General features: G+C 58.4%; 16 protein-coding genes. 4 read left to right on the top strand and 12 right to left on the bottom strand.

Annotated elements, in window-relative coordinates; all coding sequences use genetic code 11:
• The first annotated feature begins 73 nt into the window (after positions 1-73).
• Positions 74-241, top strand: coding sequence for a 50S ribosomal protein L33 (gene rpmG, locus CFBP6623_RS05040; RefSeq protein WP_003496403.1), 168 nt, complete (start codon positions 74-76; stop codon positions 239-241).
• Between the two features lie 830 nt (positions 242-1,071).
• On the opposite strand, the gene CFBP6623_RS05035 is transcribed toward rpmG, so the two are convergent.
• Both CFBP6623_RS05035 and CFBP6623_RS05030 read right to left on the bottom strand, forming a co-directional pair.
• Positions 1,072-2,442 carry a PleD family two-component system response regulator gene (locus CFBP6623_RS05035; RefSeq protein WP_046800297.1) on the bottom strand — a complete coding sequence of 457 codons (1,371 nt, stop codon included), beginning with the start codon at positions 2,440-2,442 and terminating at the stop codon, positions 1,072-1,074.
• A gap of 18 nt (positions 2,443-2,460) precedes the next feature.
• Positions 2,461-2,832, bottom strand: coding sequence for a response regulator (locus CFBP6623_RS05030; RefSeq protein WP_003496409.1), 372 nt, complete (start codon positions 2,830-2,832; stop codon positions 2,461-2,463).
• A gap of 131 nt (positions 2,833-2,963) precedes the next feature.
• On the opposite strand from CFBP6623_RS05030, the gene CFBP6623_RS05025 reads away from it, so the two are divergent.
• The 3 genes from CFBP6623_RS05025 (at position 2,964) to CFBP6623_RS05015 (ending at position 6,034) form a co-directional block, all read left to right on the top strand.
• Positions 2,964-3,272, top strand: a complete 309-nt coding sequence (locus tag CFBP6623_RS05025; RefSeq protein ID WP_046800298.1) for a DUF3572 domain-containing protein — start codon at positions 2,964-2,966, stop codon at positions 3,270-3,272.
• A 68-nt stretch (positions 3,273-3,340) separates the two neighbouring features.
• Positions 3,341-4,624 carry a DNA polymerase IV gene (locus CFBP6623_RS05020; RefSeq protein WP_046800299.1) on the top strand — a complete coding sequence of 428 codons (1,284 nt, stop codon included), beginning with the start codon at positions 3,341-3,343 and terminating at the stop codon, positions 4,622-4,624.
• Positions 4,625-4,795: 171 nt separating this feature from the next.
• Positions 4,796-6,034 carry a L,D-transpeptidase family protein gene (locus tag CFBP6623_RS05015; RefSeq protein ID WP_046800300.1) on the top strand — a complete coding sequence of 413 codons (1,239 nt, stop codon included), beginning with the start codon at positions 4,796-4,798 and terminating at the stop codon, positions 6,032-6,034.
• 23 nt (positions 6,035-6,057) lie between these two features.
• Here the strand turns inward: CFBP6623_RS05015 and dnaE are convergent, their stop codons facing one another.
• From dnaE to nuoL, 10 genes are all read right to left on the bottom strand, one after another.
• Positions 6,058-9,561, bottom strand: a complete 3,504-nt coding sequence (gene dnaE, locus CFBP6623_RS05010; RefSeq protein WP_046800301.1) for a DNA polymerase III subunit alpha — start codon at positions 9,559-9,561, stop codon at positions 6,058-6,060.
• 488 nt (positions 9,562-10,049) lie between these two features.
• On the bottom strand, positions 10,050-10,733 hold the full coding sequence (locus tag CFBP6623_RS05000) for an ABC transporter ATP-binding protein (protein WP_046800302.1): 684 nt from the start codon (positions 10,731-10,733) through the stop codon (positions 10,050-10,052).
• Positions 10,734-10,748: 15 nt separating this feature from the next.
• Positions 10,749-12,056, bottom strand: coding sequence for a lipoprotein-releasing ABC transporter permease subunit (locus CFBP6623_RS04995; RefSeq protein ID WP_046800303.1), 1,308 nt, complete (start codon positions 12,054-12,056; stop codon positions 10,749-10,751).
• Positions 12,057-12,183: 127 nt separating this feature from the next.
• On the bottom strand, positions 12,184-13,506 hold the full coding sequence (proS, locus tag CFBP6623_RS04990; protein WP_046800376.1) for a proline--tRNA ligase: 1,323 nt from the start codon (positions 13,504-13,506) through the stop codon (positions 12,184-12,186).
• A 702-nt stretch (positions 13,507-14,208) separates the two neighbouring features.
• Positions 14,209-14,514, bottom strand: coding sequence for a DUF1467 family protein (locus CFBP6623_RS04985; protein WP_052818535.1), 306 nt, complete (start codon positions 14,512-14,514; stop codon positions 14,209-14,211).
• 262 nt (positions 14,515-14,776) lie between these two features.
• The gene (locus CFBP6623_RS04980; protein WP_046800305.1) at positions 14,777-16,444 is read right to left on the bottom strand and encodes a ribonuclease J; all 1,668 of its coding nucleotides are present in this window, start codon (positions 16,442-16,444) and stop codon (positions 14,777-14,779) included.
• 306 nt (positions 16,445-16,750) lie between these two features.
• Positions 16,751-17,491 carry a biotin--[acetyl-CoA-carboxylase] ligase gene (locus CFBP6623_RS04975; RefSeq protein WP_046800377.1) on the bottom strand — a complete coding sequence of 247 codons (741 nt, stop codon included), beginning with the start codon at positions 17,489-17,491 and terminating at the stop codon, positions 16,751-16,753.
• A 26-nt stretch (positions 17,492-17,517) separates the two neighbouring features.
• Positions 17,518-18,960, bottom strand: a complete 1,443-nt coding sequence (gene nuoN, locus CFBP6623_RS04970; protein ID WP_046800378.1) for an NADH-quinone oxidoreductase subunit NuoN — start codon at positions 18,958-18,960, stop codon at positions 17,518-17,520.
• A gap of 18 nt (positions 18,961-18,978) precedes the next feature.
• A complete protein-coding gene (locus CFBP6623_RS04965) occupies positions 18,979-20,490 on the bottom strand; it encodes an NADH-quinone oxidoreductase subunit M (RefSeq protein WP_046800306.1) in 1,512 nt (503 codons plus the stop codon).
• On the bottom strand, positions 20,490-22,487 hold the full coding sequence (nuoL, locus tag CFBP6623_RS04960; protein WP_046800307.1) for an NADH-quinone oxidoreductase subunit L: 1,998 nt from the start codon (positions 22,485-22,487) through the stop codon (positions 20,490-20,492). Before nuoL ends, CFBP6623_RS04965 begins: the two co-directional genes overlap by 1 nt.
• Between the last annotated feature and the right edge of the window lie 7 nt (positions 22,488-22,494).

The following is a 22,494-nucleotide window of genomic DNA, read 5'->3' as shown; positions in this document are numbered from 1 at the left end:
CGTAGTTTCGCGCCAGATTTAGCCGAGGTGAGAAGCGCCTGCGGCTTCTCTTTTGTTTAAAGGCAGGACGACCATGGCGAAAGCTACAACAATCAAGATCAAGCTGCTGTCGACAGCCGACACCGGTACCTTCTACGTCACCACCAAGAACAGCCGTACGTTCACGGACAAGATGACGAAGACGAAGTACGACCCGGTTGTACGCAAGCACGTTGAATTCAAGGAAACCAAGATCAAGTAATTTTCTTGATCGGGTTCTCCGGCAAAAGCGCGCCCAATGGGCGCGTTTTTTGTTTGTATGGACGGGTCTTTGTTCGTGTGGACGACAAAGACATTCCCCGCGAAATGCGTGACGCTTTGGCGTCGGGAAAATGCGTAATGTGGGAATGTGGAAGGCAGCCGGGAGGCTCCTCAAATCCGGCAAAGCTTCTTTCGCCGCGATCCTGCGCTTCACCCCTCCTCCGCCATAGATGCGTGGCCGTTAACGGCGTGGAGCCACAACACAGGGCTGCTGGGTAAACCTGTTTCTCAGTCAGACAAGCTTTTCGGGATAAGGCGGTCGGCCAACGATGTGATTACGGCACGAGGAACCGATTCGGACATCGTCAGCCGACCGACCCCACGATTCAGGAGATGCGGCGGACCTGAGCATCATGGGGCATTCGAAATACGCAATACCAGCCCCTGACGAGCGAAACCGCAGCGGCATGAGCCGCCATCATTCCATCATCACAAGACGGAAAAACCGCCGGAAGAACTGTTATTCTCGATAATGAGTGTGCGCAGAAGTAAAATAAAAATCAACAAATTCTTAAGCCAGCGATACATAACCCGGAAAACATGGTTAAATATACAACGCTGGCACACTATAGTTTCCTGCGAGATTGAATTCAATATATTTTTCAACTTGAACTGTATTAAAGCCGCAGAATTTCGCCTATTCATTGCAATAAGATAAAATACAGGCGAGGTCAGGGGCTTGAGCCTCCCAAGGTGACTTTTCAGCTCCTCGAACGACGATAAACCCGAAAAGACGACATGGTTTCAGCGTCAGACGCATGCGGACCGCTTTCAGGCGGCGGCAGCCACCACCCGGTTGCGCCCGGCGTGTTTCGCCTCATAGAGCGCCCGGTCGGCCTGTTTCAATAGCTCATCCGGCATCCCGAAAGCGCCGCTGCTGGTGGCGATACCAAGCGAGGCGGTGATGCTCAGTTCACGGTCGATGGAGCGGACGTAGAAAGGCTTGTCTTCGACGATCGCCCGCAGACGCTCGGCGACGCTCGTGGCAAGCTCCATCGGCGTATCGGGCATTACCACGACGAATTCTTCGCCACCGTAACGGCAGGCAAGATCAGCGCCGCGCACCGTGCTGCGGATGCGCGCTGCAAATTCGCGCAGCACTTCATCGCCCACATCGTGGCCATAGGTGTCATTGACCAGCTTGAACCGGTCTATGTCGGTCATGCAGATGGAAATCGGGCGACCCCGCACGGCGGCACGGTCAAAGAGTATCTTGAGATGATTGTCGAGATAACGGCGATTGTTGAGGCCGGTCAGCGCGTCGACAATGGCAAGCTCCATCGTGTGCTGCAGGTTGAGCCGCAGGTGTTCGTTGTAACGCTTGCGCCTTATCTGTGTCAGTGAGCGGGCCACAAGTTCGTTGGGATCGATCGGGCGCAGAATATAGTCATTGACGCCGAGATCGAGCGCACGCGCCACCATATCGTCCGCCCCCTGCTCCGCCACCAGTAGCAGCGGCAGGAAACGGGTGCGCTCCAGCGAGCGAAGCTGTGAACACAATCGCAGCGGATCGTAATCCTCGAAATTGGAATTGACGATGACAAGCTCGAAAGAGCTGCTCGCCGCTTTCAGCAGCGCCGCCTGCGGATCGGTGACGGCATCGACCTCGGCGATCGGCTTCAGCGCCCTGACGATCCGTTCCTGCGAACTTGCGCGGCCATCCGCGACCAGCACGCGGCCGGGTGTCTGCATCAGGCCGTCGGCGCGCAGCATCTCCTCGATGCCGATCTGCCTTGCGGTTTCAGCGCGCAGCCGCAATTCGTCACTGACAGCCTTCAGACGCACGAGGCTTTTGACACGGGCAATCAGCTGAAGGTCGTTGACCGGCTTGGTCAGAAAATCATCGGCGCCGGCCTTCAGGCCGCGCACCCGGTCGGAAGGCTGATCGAGCGCAGTGACCATGACGACGGGAATATGCGCCGTCTTCGGGTTGGCCTTCAGCCTCTCGCAGACCTCGAAACCATCCATGCCCGGCATCATGATGTCGAGCAGGATAATATCGACCTGCTCCTCGTCGCAGATCGCCAGCGCCTTAAAACCATCCTCGGCGGTGACGACATCGAAATATTCCGCCACAAGCCGCGCTTCGAGAAGCTTCACATTGGCAGGAATGTCGTCAACAACCAGAACTCTCGCCGTCATAACCGTTCCCCAGCCGCCTTAGGCGTCGCCCAGATAAGTCTTGATGATTTCGATGAATTTCGGGACGGAAATCGGCTTCGACACATAGGCCTCGCATCCGCCCTGACGAATCCGTTCCTCATCGCCCTTCATGGCAAAGGCCGTGACGGCGATGACCGGGATGACGTGCAGTTCGTCATCTTCCTTCAGCCATTTCGTCACCTCCAGCCCCGACACTTCCGGAAGCTGGATATCCATGAGGATGAGGTCCGGCCGGTGCTTGCGGGCAAGGTCCAGCGCTTCCATGCCGTTGCGCGTCTGGATCGTCGTATAACCAGACGCCTCGATCAGGTCGCGAAAGAGCTTCATGTTCAGCTCGTTGTCTTCGACTATCATGACCTGTTTGGGCATGGTGGGCAGTCCCCGTTTCGCTTTGAAACCTTCATCCAGACATATAAGTTGCCAGAGAACCGATTCCATCGTCCATTTGTTGCGCAAGGCTAGAGGGATTTGGTTTCAAAATAGGTAACTTCGGGGAAGAAATGCTGCGCGATACGAAAAACAAAGGCAATGCCGGCAAAGATCCGCAAGAAACGGCGGCCGCCATACTTGGCTGGCTGGCAAACGAACCGGACATGCTGGCGCGTTTCCTGGCGCTGAGCGGCTTGCAGGCCAATATGCTGCGTCAGGCCGTCAACGATCCCGGCTTTCTGGCGGGCCTCACCGATTTTCTGATGAGCCACGAGCCGGACCTCATGGCGTTTTGTGCGGCAACCGACACCTCACCCGAAACGGTGGCCGCCGCCTGGCATCATTTTTCCGGCCCGGGGCTGGATTCGGGGGAGTATTGACGGTCACCCCTTGAGCCGCGGCCACCGCCGGAGTAAGGTCGGCGACGTTCTGGTTTTGTTTTCGCCCCATGTCCACGTCGCACTCCTATGATCCCGGTTTTTGTCGCGACTGCCTGGCTGGCCAGCCAGCGGGTTTGAGGCGTTGCCGTGCCTGCGGCAGCCCGCGTCTCGTCTATCATGACGAGCTTTACGAGCTCAGCATCGCCCATATCGATTGTGACGCCTTCTATGCATCCGTTGAAAAGCGCGACAATCCGGAGCTTGGCGACAAGCCGGTCATCGTCGGCGGTGGCAAGCGGGGCGTGGTTTCGACCGCCTGCTATATTGCCCGCATTCAGGGCGTGCGTTCCGCCATGCCGATGTTCAAAGCGCTGGAAGCCTGCCCGGATGCGGTGGTCATCAAGCCCGACATGGAGAAATATGCCCGTGTCGGGCGCGAAATCCGCGCGATGATGCAGGAATTGACGCCGCTTGTGCAGCCGCTTTCCATTGATGAAGCTTTTCTTGATCTCGCCGGCACAGAGAGGCTGCATCATGACCCGCCAGCGCGCGTGCTGGCGAAATTTGCAAAGCGCGTGGAAAAGGAAGTCGGCGTAACCGTCTCGGCCGGGCTTTCCTACTGCAAGTTTCTGGCCAAGGTTGCATCCGACCTCAACAAACCGCGCGGTTTTTCGGTGATTGGCGAGGCAGAAGCGCTTGCCTTTCTGGCCACGCGGCCCGTAACCACAATCTGGGGCGTCGGCAGAGCCTTTGCTGCGACGCTGGAGGCGGACGGCATCCGCATGATCGCACAGCTGCAGGAAATGGAAGAAGGCGATCTGATGCGCCGTTACGGCGTGATGGGGCAACGGCTCTTCAGGCTTTCGCGCGGCATTGACGAGCGGCATGTGCACAACAACGATCCGGTCAAAAGCGTGTCTTCCGAGACGACCTTCTTCAACGACATTTCCCGCCATGAGGATCTGGTGCCGATCCTGCGCTCGCTTTCCGAAAAGGTTGCATGGCGGTTGAAGAAGAACGGCATTGCCGGCCAGACCGTGGTGCTGAAGATGAAGACGGCCGACTTTAAAATCCGTACCCGCAACCGCAAGCTTGATGACCCCACCCAGCTTGCCGACCGGATTTTCCGCACCGGTCTCTCGATGTTGGAGAAGGAAACCGACGGCACGAAATTCCGCCTGCTCGGCATTGGCGTCAGCGATCTGCGCGATGCGGACCTTGCCGATCCTCCTGATCTCGTCGACAGGCAGGCCGGGCGGCGGGCAGCGGCGGAAGCGGCGATGGACAAGCTGCGCGACAAGTTCGGCAAAGGCAGCGTCGAGACCGGCTACACGTTTGGCACACGCAAATAGCGGTTTGATCGTGGGCCTTGCGAACCGCGCATCGGGCCCCTTGCACCATTTGATGCCAATGTATTTTAGATTTTACACAAATTAGTGATGTTGCAGCCGCACCGTCCTTAAGCTTCATTAAACTTCGCGTGGTTGAGTGGAGCCAGTTTTGTGCATGTGGTGTATTGCGTCATGTCCCTCCGCCTCCGTCTTCTGACCGGCATGCTGTCGGCCAGCATTCTTGCCTTCCCGGCGCTTGCCGCCGATAGCAGGTCGCTGCAGATCCTCGTTTCGAAAAGCGACCAGTCGCTTTCGCTTTACGAAAACGGCGAAATCATAGCCACCTCGAAAGTCTCCACCGGCAAGGCCGGGCACGAGACGCCGAGCGGCATATTTTCCATTCTGGAAAAACGGAAATACCACGAGTCGAATATCTATTCGGCCGCACCCATGCCCTTCATGCAGCGGCTGACATGGTCCGGCATTGCGCTGCACGAAGGCAAGGTGCCGAACTATGCGGCTTCGCATGGCTGCGTGCGCCTGCCTTCGAAATTCGCCAAGTCACTTTTTGGCGACACCCAGACCGGTGTGCATGTCATCATCACAGACCGCCCGGTTTCACTGCGTTTCGTGCAGCATCCCGCGTTGTTTGAACCACGTGACGATGCTGATGACGGCAAGCTGCTTTTATCGGATGTGGAACTGCGCCCCGCGACCTTCGATGCGGCTTTGGGCACCGTCGAAGTCGCCATCAATGAAAAGACACAGGCGCTTAAACCGGCAGTGAAGGCCAAGGCCGCCTCGCCCCTGCGCATACTCATCACCCGGCGTGGCGAGCGGGAAAGGGTGATGGATATTCAGGCCGTCTTGACCCGTCTTGGCTTCGACGCCGGCTCAGCGGATGGCTATGCTGGGGAGATGACGGTAAGCGCCGTGAACGGTTTCAAGCGCTGGAAGGGGTTAAAAACCACCGGGCCGCTTCTGACCGACGCCTTCGTGATGGCGCTTTACGAATCCGCCGGCGAAAACCACCCACCGAATGGCCAGATCATGGTGCGGCAGGATTTCAAACCGCTATTTGAGGCGCCCATCGACATCAGGGATCCCGAAGTTGCGCTCGGGACCCATTTCTTCGAGGCTGTTGCCGTGGATCGCGCAGCCGGAACCGCCGAGTGGAACGGCGTGACGCTCGAAAACCATCTGCCCAACGCAGCCCGAAAGCGACTTGGCATTACCATTGCCGAAGCGCCGGGCGGCTTCGATCAATTGAGTGCCGTGCTTGGCCGTCTCGACATACCGGCAGACATTCGCTCCCGCATTGAACAGGAGCTTTCAACCGGCAGCTCGCTCACCGTTTCCGACCTCAGTCACCAGATGGAGACAGGAACCGGGACGGATTTCATTACCGTGACGAAGGAAGGGCCGGTTTGAGGAATGCGTGAGCGTCTGAACTCTTAAACCAGTTCCACATCGACGACGCCGGGAGCGGCACGCAGGGCTGCGGCGATTTCCGGGGAAATGCGGTATTTCTCCGTCAGTTCCACCTCAATCTCGCGGCTGCCTTCATCCTTGATGACGATGAAATAGACCGACCCGTCACCCTTGGTGTTGAGGTGGCGGGCGACGGTTTTCAGTGGGCCGGAATCGCGCACATAGACGCGCAGAGCCTTCTGCATCTGCACCGATTTCTCCTCCAGCGACTGAGCCGTCTGGATGCGCAGACCGATGCCTTCCGGACGTTCCTCCGCCTGCACGGTGATGACAAGCGATTTGCCGACCTCGAGCAGATCACGGAACTGAGCGAGCCCTTCGGAAAAAAGCACCGCCTCATATTGCCCTGACGCATCCGAGAAGGTGACGATACCCATCTTGTTGCCGGTGCGGGTCTTGCGCTCCTGCTTGCCAGTGACGGTGCCAGCCAGACGCCCGGCGGTCGCACCCTGCTTCACCGCCGCCGAAAAATCCGCGAAATTCTGCACGCGCAACTTTTCCAGCACGGGGCGATAGGTGTCGAGCGGATGGGCCGTGAGGTAGAACCCGAGCACCTGATATTCACGCAACAGCTTTTCCGAGGCGAGCCACGGCTGGAAGGCCGGCAGCACCAGCTTTTCCGGGCCGTTTCCACCACCTGAACCGAACATGTCCGACTGGCCGATGGTGCGGTTGTTCTGCGCCATCTGCGCATAACCGATGATACGGTCGAGCCCGCCAATCAGTTCGGCGCGATCGCGGCCGAAACAGTCGAAGCCGCCGGCATTGATAAGACTTTCCAGAACACGCCGGTTAATCTGTTTGGGATCGATACGCAGACAGAAATCCTCAAGGCTCGTGAACGGCTTGTCGCCGCGCACTTCGACGATATGTTCGACCGCGCCCTCGCCGACGCCCTTGATGGCGGCCAGCGAATAATAGATGCGGTTTTCACCGGTCTCGAACTGGCGGAAAGACGTCTGTACCGAAGGCGCGACGACCTCGATGCCGAGGCGGCCGGCATCCTGCCGAAAATCGTTGAGCTTTTCCGTGTTCGCCATATCGAGCGTCATGGACGCCGCCAGGAACTCCACCGGATAATGCGCCTTCATATAGGCGGTCTGGTAGGACACGATGGCGTAGGCGGCGGCGTGGCTCTTGTTGAAGCCGTAATTGGCGAACTTCGCCAGAAGGTCGAAGATGGTGTTGGCCTGCGGTTTCGACACGCCGTTCCTGATGGCGCCATCGACAAAACGCTCGCGCTGCTGGTCCATCTCCTCCTTGATCTTCTTGCCCATGGCGCGGCGCAGAAGATCGGCTTCGCCAAGCGAATAACCTGACAGGACCTGGGCGATCTGCATCACCTGTTCCTGATAGACGATAACACCCTGCGTTTCCTTCAGGAGATGGTCGATGGTCGGATGGATGGACTCCAGCTCCTCCTCGCCATGTTTGCGGGCATTATAGACCGGGATGTTTTCCATCGGGCCCGGACGATAAAGCGCCACCAGCGCGATGATATCCTCGATGCAGTCCGGGCGCATGCCGATCAGCGCCTTGCGCATGCCCGCACTTTCCACCTGGAACACGCCGATGGTCTCGCCGCGCGACAACATCTCGTAGGTTTTCGTGTCCTCCAGCGGAATGGCGGCAAGATCGACCTTGATGCCGCGCTTGGCGACGAAATCCACGGCGACCTTCAATACCGTCAGCGTCTTCAGGCCGAGGAAGTCGAATTTGACGAGACCGGCGCTTTCCACCCATTTCATGTTGAACTGGGTAACCGGCATATCGGACCGCGGATCGCGATACATCGGCACCAGCTTCGACAGCGGCCGGTCGCCGATGACGATACCGGCGGCGTGGGTGGAAGCGTGGCGATAAAGCCCCTCGATTTTCTGGGCGATATCCAGGAGGCGAGCGACGACGGGTTCCTTGTCTGCCTCTTCCTGCAGGCGCGGCTCTTCCTCGATGGCCTTTGACAGCGGTGTCGGATTGGCCGGGTTGTTGGGCACCAGCTTGCAGATCTTGTCCACCTGCCCATAGGGCATTTCCAGCACGCGGCCGACATCGCGCAACGCCGCGCGCGCCTGCAGCGAACCGAAGGTGATGATCTGCGCCACCTGTTCGCGGCCATATTTGCGCTGCACGTAGCGGATCACCTCTTCGCGCCGGTCCTGGCAGAAGTCGATATCGAAGTCAGGCATCGATACACGTTCGGGATTGAGGAAGCGCTCGAACAGCAATGAGAAACGCAACGGATCGACATCGGTAATGGTCAGTGCATAAGCCACAAGCGAGCCGGCGCCCGAACCACGGCCAGGGCCGACCGGAATATCCTGCTGCTTGGCCCATTTGATGAAGTCGGCAACGATCAGGAAGTAACCGGGGAACTTCATGCGCGAGATGACGCCGAGTTCGAAATCCAGTCTCTCGCGATAATCCTGTTCCGTATAGCCGGGCGACATGCCGAGCGCGGCAAGCCGCTGATCCAGCCCCTCCACCGCCTGGCGGCGAAGCTCCTCGGTTTCGGCATGTTCCGCCGCTTCCGGGTCTTCGCTGGCGCCGGTGAAACGCGGCAGGATGGGTCCGCGCTTCTTCAGCACATAAGAGCAGCGGAGCGCAATCTCGATAGTGTTTTCCAGCGCCTCGGGAATGTCGGCAAACAGCGCCGTCATCTCCTGCCGGCTTTTCAGATAATGATCGGGGGTCAGGCGGAAGCGGCTGTCATCGGAAACGATGGCATTATGCGCCACCGCCATCAGTGCGTCATGCGCCTCATAGTCTGCCTTGGAAGGGAAAAAAGCCTCGTTGGTAGCGACCAGCGGAATATCATTGTCATAAGCAAGGCCGATCATGCGTCGCTCATGGGAACGGTCGTAGCCGGACTGACGCTGCAATTCGATATAGAGCCTGTCACCGAAGAGCGACTTCAGCGTCAGCAGCCGCTCTTTGGCCTGCGCGGCATGGCCTTCCTTCAACGCCATATCGACAGGACCGCCAGTAGCGCCCGTCAGTGCGATCAGCCCGGCATTGGAGGCTTCTTCCAGCCACGCGCGGGTAATATGCACGGAATGTCCGCCGCTACCCTCGCCTTCCAGATAGGCGCGGCTGATCAGGTCCACCAACCGCTCGTAACCTTCGGCATTGGCGGCCAGAAGCACGATGGCGGGGAGTTTTGCAAGATGACTGTTATGATTGCGGCGGTCCTCCGCCGCATCCTGCATGTCGATCGACACCTGACAACCGATGATCGGCTGCAAACCTTCGTCGCGCGCTTTTTCGGAAAACTCCAGCGCAACGAAAAGATTGTTGGTATCGGTGATGGCAATTGCCGGCTGGCCGTCCGCGACGGCCTTGGACATGATTTTCTTGAGGGGTAACGCCCCCTCAAGCAGGGAGTAAGCGGAATGAACCCGCAGATGGACGAAACCAGGCGTTTTCAGCGTTTCGTCAGAGTTTTCTCCACGCACAACCGTATCGCCCATATCGTCGTCCTGTCATTCTGAATCGAGGGGGCGATTTTCCGATTTCCGGCGCTTAAAGTCTACAGCCTTGCGGCCTCCATACAGGCTTCTGCGCCGGTGTTTCCTTCACAGGGCAGTGAGGATCACCGAAAAGCTGGCAACAAAGACAGCGATGGAAGCGAAAGCGGCAACGTCACGGATGAAATCAGTCATTGGTCTCTCCTTACTCGTTATGTTCCAACTTTGTTCTCATTTTGTTCGATTGTCAACAGGGTTTTGCTGGTATTCCTCTTGTTAACGCCGCAGAATCAGCTGCGGTTCCGCTCGCATGATCGGCAAGCCCCTGACTCCAAAGCAAAAAAACCCGAAGGCAAAAAACACCTCCGGGTTCTCAAAAATTCAACTGTGGAAGGACGAGCGGGTCTTCCCGAAGACGCAAGGGCGAAGAGACTCACCGCTTCGTAGCAGATCACATAAGGCTTCGCGACGGTCGCCTTATGCCGTCACGATCAGAAGTCGACGATCTTGCCGTCTGCAAGCGTTACCCGTCGGTCCATGCGGGCAGCGAGGTCGTGGTTATGCGTGGCGATCATCGCCGCAAGGCCGGACTGGCGCACCAGGGCCTCCAGCGCATCGAAAACATAATGCGCGGTCTCGGGATCGAGGTTGCCGGTCGGCTCATCCGCGAGCAGCAGAAGCGGCGCATTGGCAACCGCGCGCGCAATCGCCACGCGCTGCTGCTCGCCGCCGGAAAGTTCGGCCGGGCGATGTTCGCCGCGATGGCCGACGCGCATGTAATCCAGCAGGGCGCTGGCACGCTTGCGCGCCTCAGCCTGCGTCAGACCGGCGATGAGCTGCGGCATCATTACATTTTCCACCGCCGAAAACTCCGGCAGCAGGTGATGGAACTGATAAACGAAGCCGATATCGCTGCGACGGATCGCCGTGCGGGTTTCATCCGGAAGCCCGTTGCATGGCGCGCCGTTGATGAAAACCTCACCCGCGTCAGGATGTTCCAGAAGCCCCGCCAGATGCAGCAGTGTGGATTTTCCGGTACCGGAGGGGGCGACGAGCGCCACCATCTCACCGCTTCTCAATTCAAGATCGGCCTTGCGCAGAATGGAAAGCGACGTTTCACCCTGACCATAGGTCCGTTCCACGCCGGTAAGCCGCAGCACTGTTTTTTTTGCCATATTGCGAAGCGGTCCTTATTCGTAACGCAGGGCCTGCACCGGATCGAGCTTGGAGGCCCGCCATGCTGGGAAGATCGTTGCCAGGAAAGAAAGCGTCAGCGCCATGATGACGACGGTGATGGTCTCGCTCAAATCCATTTCGGCCGGCAACTGGCTGAGGAAATAAAGCTGCGGGTCAAACAGAACCGTGCCGGATATCCACGAAAAGAACTGCCGGATGGATTCCACATTGAGGCAGACGATGACGCCGAGCGCCACCCCGGCAAAGGTGCCGACCGTGCCGATGGCCGCCCCGGTCATGAAGAAGATGCGCATGACCGCGCCGGAACTGGCCCCCATGGTGCGCAGAATGGCGATATCGCTGCCCTTGTCCTTCACCAGCATGATGAGGCCGGAAATGATGTTCAGCGCCGCCACCAGAACGATGAGCGTCAGGATCATGAACATCACGTTTCGTTCCACCTGCAGGGCGGAAAAGAAGGTCTGGTTCCGCTGTCGCCAGTCGGTGATATAAATCTGCCGTTCTGCCGCCTGCTCCACCAGCGGCCGGATGCCGTCAACGTCATCAGGGCGGCTGACATAAAGCTCGATGGATTGCACGATGCCGTCGGCATTGAAATAAAGCTGGGCTTCGGACAGCGGCATATAGATCATCGACGCATCATATTCCGACATGCCGATCTCGAAGACGCCTGAGATCTTGTAGGACTTGACGCGCGGATTGACGCCCATCGGCGTCACGTCGCCTTCCGGCGAAATGAGGGTGATGTCATCTCCCGCCGTCACGCCAAGCTGCGCCGCAAGCCTGGAGCCGACCAGAACGCCATCGCCTGCCATGAAGCCGACGAGATCGCCGGTCTTGATGTTGCTGGCGACTTCCTTGATCTTGTCGATATCCTCCTGGCGCACGCCACGCACCAGCGCGCCGGAGCCTGCGCCGCCGCGGCCGGAGGCCAATGTCTGGCCTTCCACCAGCGGCAGGGCCATGGTGACGCCCGGCACGGCGGAAAACTTCTTCGCCAGCTCGTCATAATTATTGAAGGGCTGATCGATCGGCTGGACGATCATATGGCCGTTAATGCCGAGAATGCGCGAAATCAGCTCGGTACGGAAACCATTCATGACAGCCATGACGATGATGAGCGTTGCAACGCCCAGCATGATGCCGACAAAAGAAAAACCGGCGATGACGGAAATGAACGCTTCCTTGCGCCGCGACCGCAGATAGCGCCATGCCACCATGCGTTCGAAAGCGGAAAAAGGCCGGGCGGTCTTTTCCCGGGCGGAAGGAGCCGCACCCTTGTCAGCATCGGCTTTTGCCATGTCGTCTCCCTGATCTCAATTTGCAAGATCGGTCTTTTCCAAAGATCGGTCCCAATCGTAGCGGCGCCTGCGCCATAAAACCGGAGCGGTCTTCGCATGAAGGCCGCTCCCATCTTTCCGTTCGCGCTTAGCCAAGCGCCTTGTTCATTGCCGCCTCGATTGTGACGGTTTCACGTTCGCCGGTCTTGCGGTCCTTCACTTCGACTTCGCCGTTCGCAACAGAACGCGGGCCGACGATGATCTGCATCGGCACACCGATCAAATCGGCGGTGGCGAATTTCTGGCCCGCACGGTCGTCGGTATCGTCGTAAAGAACATCCTTGCCGGCGTTGGAGAGCTGATAATACAGCTTTTCGCAAGCCGCATCACAGGCCGCATCACCAGCCTTCATGTTGATAATGACAACATCAAAAGGCGCGACCGAGGCCGGCCAGATGATTCCGTTCTCATCATGCGATGCTTCAATGATGGCGGGAACAAGGCGTGTCGGGCCAATGCCATAAGAACCCATGTGGACAGGGTGTTCCTTGCCGTCCTTGCCCTGCACTTTCGCGCCCATAGGCTCGGAATATTTGGTGCCGAAATAGAAGATGTGACCAACTTCGATACCGCGTGCCGAAAGACGCTCACCATCCGGAATGGCATCATAGGCTGCTTCGTCATGCATTTCGGAGGTGGCGGCATAATCGGCAGTCCACTCGTCGAATACACCCTGAAGGGCTGCGACATCGTCGAAGTCGGTATTTTCAGCCGGAATGGCACGGTCGAGGAAGCTCTTGTGGCAGAAGACCTCGGATTCACCGGTATCGGCCAGAATGATAAATTCGTGGCTGTGGTTGCCGCCGATGGGGCCGGTATCGGCACGCATGGGAATGGCGCGCAGGCCAAGGCGCTCGAAGGTGCGCAGGTAAGCCACGAACATCTTGTTGTAGGAGTGGATCGCGTCTTCCTTGGTCAAGTCGAAGGAATAGGCGTCCTTCATCAGGAACTCACGCGAACGCATGGTGCCGAAACGCGGACGTACCTCGTCGCGGAACTTCAGCTGAATATGGTAGAGGTTCAGCGGCAGGTTCTTGTAGGACTTTACGTAGGAACGGAAGATGTCGGTGATCATTTCCTCATTGGTGGGGCCATACAGCATCTGGCGGTCCTGGCGGTCCTTGATGCGCAGCATTTCCTTGCCGTAATCATCGTAACGGCCGCTTTCCTGCCAAAGCTCGGCCGTTTGCAGCGTCGGCATCAGAAGCTCGATGGCGCCGGAACGGTCCTGCTCCTGGCGGATGATCCTGTTGACCTTGTCCAGCACGCGCTTGCCGAGCGGCAGCCAGGAATAAATGCCAGCCGATTGCTGCCGGATCATGCCGGCGCGCAACATCAGGCGGTGGGACACGATCTCCGCTTCCTTGGGATTTTCCTTCAGGATGGGCATGAAATAACGGCTGAGACGCATGACGGCTTCCATTGATGTGGACGACGGCGCGCAAAGGCGCGGGAATCGCCCCGAATAAAGGGATATTGGCGCCGGATATAGCCGTTTCCCGCCAAGAAGAAAACCCGCCATGAAAAGAGGGTTGAAGGCGATTTCGTGGCATTTTCGAGATAGCTAATTCGCGTCAAAACGCTTTGACCGGAATATTATTCTTGATCCGGTGCGACAAATTGCACCACAGAGAATTTTTTGCCGACTGTAACAAATATGCAAAAAATGAGATGACAAGCATGGGTGATTGAGCTAGCTTTAGCTTACAAAAGAGGCAAGAAGTTTAAATTCTTGTCATTTTCGCGGTCAGTCTTGGGAGGATCAGATCTTAGGCGCGCTCGTCGCTGCCCCGGCAACGGTTACAGATCACGCGAAACCTGAAAAACAAGGCTGAAAGGCCTTGTTTTTTTTTGATCTCAACACACGACAATGCCCCGGCGGACTAGTCCGGTAAAATTGTGACGGTGAATCAGCCGCCCAATACGCTTATGCTGTGTGCACGACAGAGATGACATCCATATGACACCCTCAGATACGCCTTGCGGCGACACGGACAGAACTGCCGTATTTTCAGTCATCCCGGTTTTGAGGTGGAATGCACTCGATACGTTGTAAACGTAACGGAGTGACGTTTTCCAGGTCACGAACTGAGTGGAATGAAGCTTCGAGACTTCAGTCGTAAACGGGAACAATTCTCGGGAGATCGTCGAGGCTGAAGCCGAACCACCAGGATCCGCCGTACCACACACCACAGATCAGGGCAGATATCAGTGTTGTCCACAGAACGATGCGGCCGCCTCGGAAGCGGGATGGCGCGCTGGCGATGGTGCCAAGCGCCACGTCGCCGTCTTCCGCCTGGGTACGAAGTCCAATCGGCAACACAACAAAAAGCACCGTCCACCAGACGATGAAATAAACGGCGAAGACCGAAAGAAGCGGCATGTGATCCTCCTGCACAATTGGCTTCTTGTAACGCATTCATCCGTAAAGCGGAATCACTTCTCCGCAAAAAGCCTTGGAAGGAAGAACAGAACCGTGCTTTGAGCAGGCGCTTTCAGATCGCGGACCAAGGCGCACGACCTATCCTCCGTCATGCCGGAGTTGATCCGGCATCCAGCCACGCCGCGTCTGCGCCGTGAGACGAGTCTTAAAGCGATTGAGGGCTCCCGTTGGACCCCGGATCTAGTCCGGGGTGACAGGTGCGGATGATACGGTCACCCGAAAGCTCTTGCCTCCCCGCTCAAACCTTTGTGACGAAAACCGTTACGATCGGCTTCTTGCCCCAGGTCTGGTTGGCGGCGGCGCGAACGGCGCGGCGCACCGCTTCGCGCAGCAGTTCCAGATCCTTGCGGCGGGCGCGGGGAATGCTCTCCACAGCGCCGAGAACGGCGTCATAAAGCGTGTCCTCCATGTCCTCGCCCTCGTCATCGAATTCCGGCAGGCCGAAAGGCACGACATCGGGATCACCGAGGAAGTCGTAACGGCTATCCAGCACGACATTGACGGAGACGTGACCGGCGAAGGAGAGTTTGCGGCGGTTGCTGATGCCCATCTCGTCCATGTCGCCAATGAGATTGCCGTCCTTGAAGACGCGGCCATGCGGCGCATCATCGATGACTTCCGCAGGACCGGGGGCCAGACGCAGAACATTGCCGTTGCGCACCTTCGGCACCTGCGAAATGCCGGCCTGTTCGGCAAGTTCCTTCTGCGCCACCAGATGCGCCGCCTCGCCATGGACGGGCACAACGATCTGCGGCTTCGTCCATTCATACATCTTCAGAAGCTCGTTGCGGCGCGGATGGCCGGAAACATGGACCAGCGCTTCGTTGTCGGTGATGATATGGACACCCTGCTCGATCAGGCCGTTCTTGATGTCGATGATGGCCTTTTCATTGCCGGGAATGGCGCGGGACGAAAACACCACCGTGTCACCGGAAGCGAGCGCCACATTGCGCATCTCGTCACGCGAGAGTTTGGCAAGGGCGGCACGCGGCTCACCCTGCGAACCGGTCAGGATCAGCACCACCTTGTCGCGCGGAATATAGCCATATTCATCTTCGGCGAGGAATGGCTTGATGCCTTCCATGATGCCGAGGTCCTGCGAGACGTTGACGACGCGCTTCAGCGACGAGCCAAGCAGCAGCACCTCACGGCCCGCGGCCTCTGCGGCCTGCGCAATCGAGCGGATACGCCCGACATTGGAGGAGAAGGTGGTAACGGCCACTCGGCCTTCGGCATTCTCAATGATCTGCCGCAGGCCTTCGGAAACCTCGTGTTCGGAGGGCGAAACGCCATCACGGACAGAGTTGGTACTGTCGCACATCAGTGCCAGCACGCCCTCTTCGCCGATGGCGCGGAAGCGGGCTTCATCCGTCAACGGACCGAGCGACGGCGCTTCATCGATTTTCCAGTCGCCGGTATGGATGACGTTGCCGAGCGGTGTGCGGATGACCAGCGACATCGGCTCCGGGATGGAGTGGTTGACGCCGACGGCTTCGATTTCGAACGGACCGACATTGATGCGGTCGCCAGCCTTAAAGGGAGTGATCGGAATTTCGGCGCGGCTGCCCTCATAGGCGCGTTTCGCCTCCAGCATGCCGGCGGTGAAACCCGAGGCATAGACCGGCACGTTGAGGCCCGGCCACAGATCGTTCAGCGCGCCGTAATGGTCCTCATGGGCGTGGGTGATGATGATGCCTTTGAGGTTTTTCTTCTGTTCGGCGATATAGGTGATGTCGGGCAGCACCAGATCGACGCCCGGCAAATCGAGACCGGCAAAGGTCACGCCGCAATCCACCATGATCCATTCACGCTTGCTTGCCGGACCGTAGCCGTAAAGCGCCAGATTCATGCCGATTTCACCGACGCCGCCAAGCGGCAGGAAGACCAGTTCGTCCTGTTTAGCCATTGTTTTTCTTATCCATTCGCGAGCGCACGTGGACGACGGCACTTTGCCGCGCCCCGCGCATGTTTGCAGCATCGGGCCTGTTAAACCATCTGATCGACCGGGCCGATGCGGAGCCGGTCTGCCATCCTGCTTTTTTTGAGCTGCAGGAAAACTCCAACCTGTGGGATCCGGTTCGGCGCGGGTCCTTGGCCGCACCGTTCACCTCGAGCACTTTCGCTTTTCTCCGAAACGCGAAAATGCCCTACCTTTTTGTTTTTACGCATTTTCCTGACGTAAAACCGCTACGCACTTTTACTGGAAATGCTCTCATCCGAAAAACACATCGCCGGCGGCAATTGAACGCCTTGCGCCCTCATCCTCATCCAGCAGCAAATAACCATTATCATCAATTCCGACGAAACGCCCGCCGATCGAGCGATCGGGGAAGTTGACGGTGATATGTTCGCCGATGCCGCAGGCCGCCGCCCGCCAGCCGGCCATGACACCGGCCACACCCCTGCCCTCATCCCAGTCTCGCAGCACATCCGCCGTCTCGCGGAACAGATGGGCGAAAAGTTCGTCGGGAGAGCAGGAAGCGCCGTGTTCGGACAACATGGTGACGGGATAAAGCGGATTGTCCGGCTTATGGGCGATATTGATACCGATGCCGATGACGATTGCCCGCCGCCCATCCGGCAGGAGTTCCGCTTCCATCAAAATGCCGCAAGTCTTCTGACGGCCAATCAGCACGTCGTTCGGCCATTTGATCTCAAGCGGCGCGCCGCCTGTCGGCAGGACCGCCCGGATGGCGCGATAGACAGCCAGCGCAAAGGCAAGCGGCAAAGAGCCGATACGGTCCATCGGCGCAGGATCGATGAGAAGAAGAGACGCATAGAGATTACCGGGTTCGGAAACCCAGGGCCGACCGCGACGCCCGCGCCCACCCGTCTGGCGGATGGCGGTAATCCACAGATTGTCGCCATCGCCCGCCCTTGCACGGGCGAAACATTCTATGTTGGTCGATGGCGTTTCCACCATCGCCTCGTGCCGGAAGTCATCGATGGACATCCGGCCCGTATGCTGCGGCGTGTCGATCAAAAGAACGTCTTTGCTGCAACCGTGACAGCGTTGCCAAGCGCACCGCCGAAGACGACGAAAGCGACAACAAACAGACCCGAAAGCGCATAAACCACTTTCAGCTCGCCCGCCGGACGCTCGAAGCTGCCCTTGGCTTCATCGAACCACATGACCTTGACGATGCGGATATAATAATAAGCGCCGACAACCGAGCCGATCACACCGATGACGGCGAGCGGATAGAGCTTGGCTTCGATGGCGGCAAGGAAGACATAATACTTGCCGAAGAAGCCGGCGAGCGGAGGAATGCCGGCAAGCGAGAACATCAGGATCGTCAGAACCACCGCCATGAACGGGTTGGTGGACGAAAGCCCGGCCAGGTCCTCAACATTTTCGACATTGCCGATTTCCTTGCGGCGCATGGAGAGAATGCAGGCGAAAGTGCCGAGCGTCATGACCATGTAGATGGCCATGTAGAGGATGACGCCCGAAATGCCTGCCTGCGTGCCGGCGGCAAGACCGACCAGCGCATAACCCATGTGGCCGATGGAGGAATAGGCCATCAGGCGCTTGATGTTCTTCTGGCCGATCGCGGCAAACGAGCCGAGCAGCATCGAAGCGATGGAGATGAAGACGACGATCTGCTGCCAGTCGGCAAAGACCGGCTGGAAAGCTTCAACGACGATGCGCACGAAGATCGCCATGGCGCCGATCTTGGGTGCCGCCGAAAGAAAGGCGGTGACCGGGGTCGGCGCGCCTTCATAAACGTCCGGCGTCCACATGTGGAACGGCACGGCCGAAATCTTGAATGCAAGGCCGGCGAGAACAAAGACCAGACCGAAGACGAGGCCGAGCGAACGGGTTTCCGACGCCAGCACCTGGGCGATTTCGGTAAAGCCGGTATTGCCGGTGAAACCGTAAACCAGCGACATGCCGTAAAGCAGCATGCCGGAGGAGAGCGCGCCGAGAACGAAGTACTTCAGGCCGGCTTCCGTGGAGCGCAGGCTCTCGCGGTTGATGGCGCAGACGACATAAAGCGCCAGCGACTGCAGTTCCAGCGCCATGTAGAGCGAGATCAGGTTGTTGGCCGAGATCATCAGCAGGATGCCCAGCGTCGCGAGAACCAGCAGCACCGGATATTCGAAACGGCCGATCGGCTCGAAGCGACCCTGGCCGACAGCGAGGATCATGGCGGTGATGGAACCGATCAGCGCCAGCACCTTCATGAAGTTGCCGAAGGAATCGGCGATGTACACACCGCCGAAGGCAACGCCCGATGCCGGGGCGAAAATGATCCAGAGACCGACGACGAGCAGGAGGGCAACGGCAAGGCCGGTGACCGTCGTTGTCGACTTGTCGCCCGAGAAGACGCCAATCATGAGCAGCGCCAGCGCGCCGACCGCAAGGATCAGCTCGGGCGTCGCGATGTGCAGACTGGCAAAAAGGATTTCAGCGGTCATGTCCAACGGGTCCTGTCGTCAATTCATAGTGAGCGCAACATTTTGCGCCGCCTGCAATGCAGCCGAATAGTTGTTTACCAGAAGATCGACCGATGCGGCTGTCGCATCGAACACCGGTGCCGGATAAACACCGAAGAAGATCGTCAGCGCAACCAGCGGATAAAGGATGACCTTTTCGCGGGTCGACAGATCGAGCATCGCCTTCAGGCTTTCCTTCTCCAGCGCACCGAAGATCACGCGGCGGTAAAGCCACAGCGCATAGGCGGCCGAGAGGATGACGCCGGTTGCCGCAAACAGTGCGACCAGCGTGTTGGCGCGGAAGACGCCGACCAGCGTCAGGAATTCACCAACGAAGCCGGAGGTGCCGGGCAAACCGACATTGGCCATGGTGAAAATCATGAAGGCGACCGCATATTTCGGCATGTTGTTGACGAGACCACCATAGGCGGAAATCTCGCGGGTATGCAGCCGGTCATAGACAACGCCGACGCAGAGGAAGAGTGCGCCAGATACGATACCGTGCGACAGCATCTGGAAGATCGCGCCCTGCACGCCCTGCACGTTGGCGGCGAAAATGCCCATGGTCACGTAACCCATGTGGGCGACGGAGGAATAGGCGATCAGCTTCTTGATGTCGTCCTGCATCATCGCCACCAGCGAGGTGTAGATGATGGCGAGAACCGACAGCGTGAAGACGAAGGGTGCGAAATAATCCGAGGCCAAGGGGAACATCGACAGCGAGAAGCGGATGAAACCGTAACCGCCAAGCTTCAGCATGACGCCGGCAAGAATGACGGAACCAGCGGTCGGCGCCTGAACGTGGGCGTCGGGCAACCAGGTATGCACCGGCCACATCGGCATCTTGACCGAGAAGGCCGCAAAACAGGCAAGCCATAGCCAGGTCTGCATGCCGGCCGGGAAGCCGTATTTCAAGAGTTCGGTCATGTCCGTCGTACCGGCCTGCCAGTACATGGCCATGATGGCGAGCATGGTCAGAACCGAACCGAGCAGCGTGTAGAGGAAGAACTTGTAGGAGGCGTAAACGCGATCCTTGCCGCCCCAGACGCCGATGATGATGAACATCGGGATCAGCGTCGCTTCGAAGAAGACGTAGAAAAGAACCGTATCCAGCGCCACGAAGACGCCGATCATGACGACTTCCAGAAGCAGGAAGGCGATCATGTATTCCTTGACGCGCTTCTCGATCGATTCCCAGCTTGCCAGCACGCAAAACGGCATGAGGAAGGTGGTGAGGATGACGAACAGCATGGAGATACCGTCGACGCCGAGATGGTAGGCGGCGATGTTGCCAAACCAGGCGTGTTTTTCGACCATCTGGAAACCGGGATTCGAATTGTCGAAACCGATCCAGATGAACAGCGACACCAGGAAGGTGAAAACGGTCGTCAGCAGCGAGACATTGAGAATGTTGCGGCGACCATAGGGGCCGTTCTCATTGGTCAAGAGCAGGAGCACCACGCCGACGAGCGGCAGAAAGGTGACCGTTGAAAGAATGGGCCAATCGGTCATCAGAGGGCACTCCCGAGCATCATCCAGGTGACAAGCGCCGCGATGCCGATCAGCATCGCAAAGGCATAATGATAGAGGTAACCGGATTGCAGGCGGACCATGCGGTTGGTCACGTCAACCACACGCGCTGCAATGCCGTTCGGTCCATAGTGGTCGATGACGGCAACGTCGCCCTTCTTCCACAGGAAGCGGCCAAGCGCCTTTGCGGAACGAACGAAGAGGAAGTCGTAGAGTTCGTCGAAGTACCACTTGTTGAGAAGGAACTGGTAGAGGCCGCGATGGGTCTCGGCCAGACGCTTCGGCGTCTCGGGCGACTTGATATACATGTACCAGGCGGTCACGAAACCAAGGGCCATGGCGAAGAACGGGCTCCACTTGACCCACAGCGGAACGTGGTGGAATTCCTCGAGGATTTCGTTTTCCGGAAGCGTAAAGAGCGCGCCCTTCCAGAATTCGGCATATTCATGGCCGAAGAAATAACCTTCGAAGGCCACACCGGCAAAGATCGCGCCGATGGTGAGGATGAAGAGCGGGATCAGCATGACCATCGGCGATTCATGCACATGGTGCATGACGTCGGCCGAAGCGCGCGGCTTGCCGAAGAAGGTCATGAAGGCCAGACGCCAGGAATAGAAGCTGGTGAACAGCGCGGCGATGACCAGAAGCGTGAAGGCGAAACCTGATAGCACCGAATGGGACGCGTAAGCGGATTCGATGATGACGTCCTTCGAGAAGAAGCCGGCAAAGCCGATCATCGTGCCCGGAATACCGACGCCGGTCAGCGCAAGCGTGCCGACGGTCATGGTCCAGAAGGTGATGGGGATGTGCTTGCGCAGGCCACCCATGTAACGCATGTCCTGCTCGCCATCGACGGCATGGATGACCGAGCCGGCGCACAAGAACAACAGGGCCTTGAAGAAGGCGTGCGTGAAGAGGTGGAACACGGCAGCGCCATAAGCGCCGACGCCGAGCGCCACGAACATGTAACCGAGCTGCGAGCAGGTCGAATAGGCGATAACGCGCTTGATATCGTTCTGCACAAGACCGACGGTTGCCGCGAAGAAAGCGGTGATCGCGCCGATCAGCGTCACGACGGTCAGCGCATCCGGCGACAATTCAAACAGCGGCGACATGCGGGCGACGAGGAAGACGCCGGCGGTGACCATGGTTGCGGCGTGAATAAGGGCCGACACCGGGGTCGGGCCTTCCATCGCGTCCGGCAGCCAGGTGTGCAGCAGGAACTGCGCCGATTTACCCATGGCGCCCATGAACAGCAGCAGGCAGACGCCGGTGATGGCGTTGGCCTTGTCGAGCTGCATGCCGAAGAGGTTGAGCACGGTGTCCGTTGAGGCGGCACCTTCGGCCGGCAGATAGGTGCTGGCGGCGGCGAAGACGGTTTCGAGATTGATCGAGCCGAACAGCACGAAGACGCCTGATATGCCGAGGATGAAGCCGAAGTCACCGACGCGGTTGACGATGAAGGCCTTCATGGCGGCAGCAGAGGCCGACGGTTTCTTGAACCAGAAACCGATCAGCAGATAGGACGCCAGACCCACGCCTTCCCAGCCGAAGAACATCTGCAGCAGGTTATCGGAGGTCACCAGCATCAGCATCGCGAAGGTGAAGAGCGACAGATAGGCGAAGAAACGCGGACGATGCGGATCGTGGTGCATGTATCCGATCGAATAGAGGTGCACCAGCGTCGAGACCGTGTTGACGACGACGAACATGACGGCCGTCAGCGTATCGATGCGGAACGCCCATTCGACGTCGATGCCGCCGGACTGGATCCAGCGCAAGACAGTAACCTTGATCACCTCGCCCGGCTCACCATGGGCAAGCGCGACGGTGAAGAAGACGATCCACGACAGGATGGCGACCACGATCATCAGACCGGTGGTGACATATTCCGACGCCTTGGCGCCGATCGAGCGGCCGAACAGGCCGGCGATCAGGAAGCCGATCAGTGGAAGAAAGACGATAGCCTTGTAGATCATAGCCTTA

The sequence above is a fragment of the Agrobacterium tumefaciens genome (genome assembly GCF_005221385.1).
Lineage (GTDB): Bacteria > Pseudomonadota > Alphaproteobacteria > Rhizobiales > Rhizobiaceae > Agrobacterium > Agrobacterium tomkonis.
Note: the sequence above shows the minus strand (reverse complement) of the source record. Positions and strands in the feature narration are given on the sequence as shown.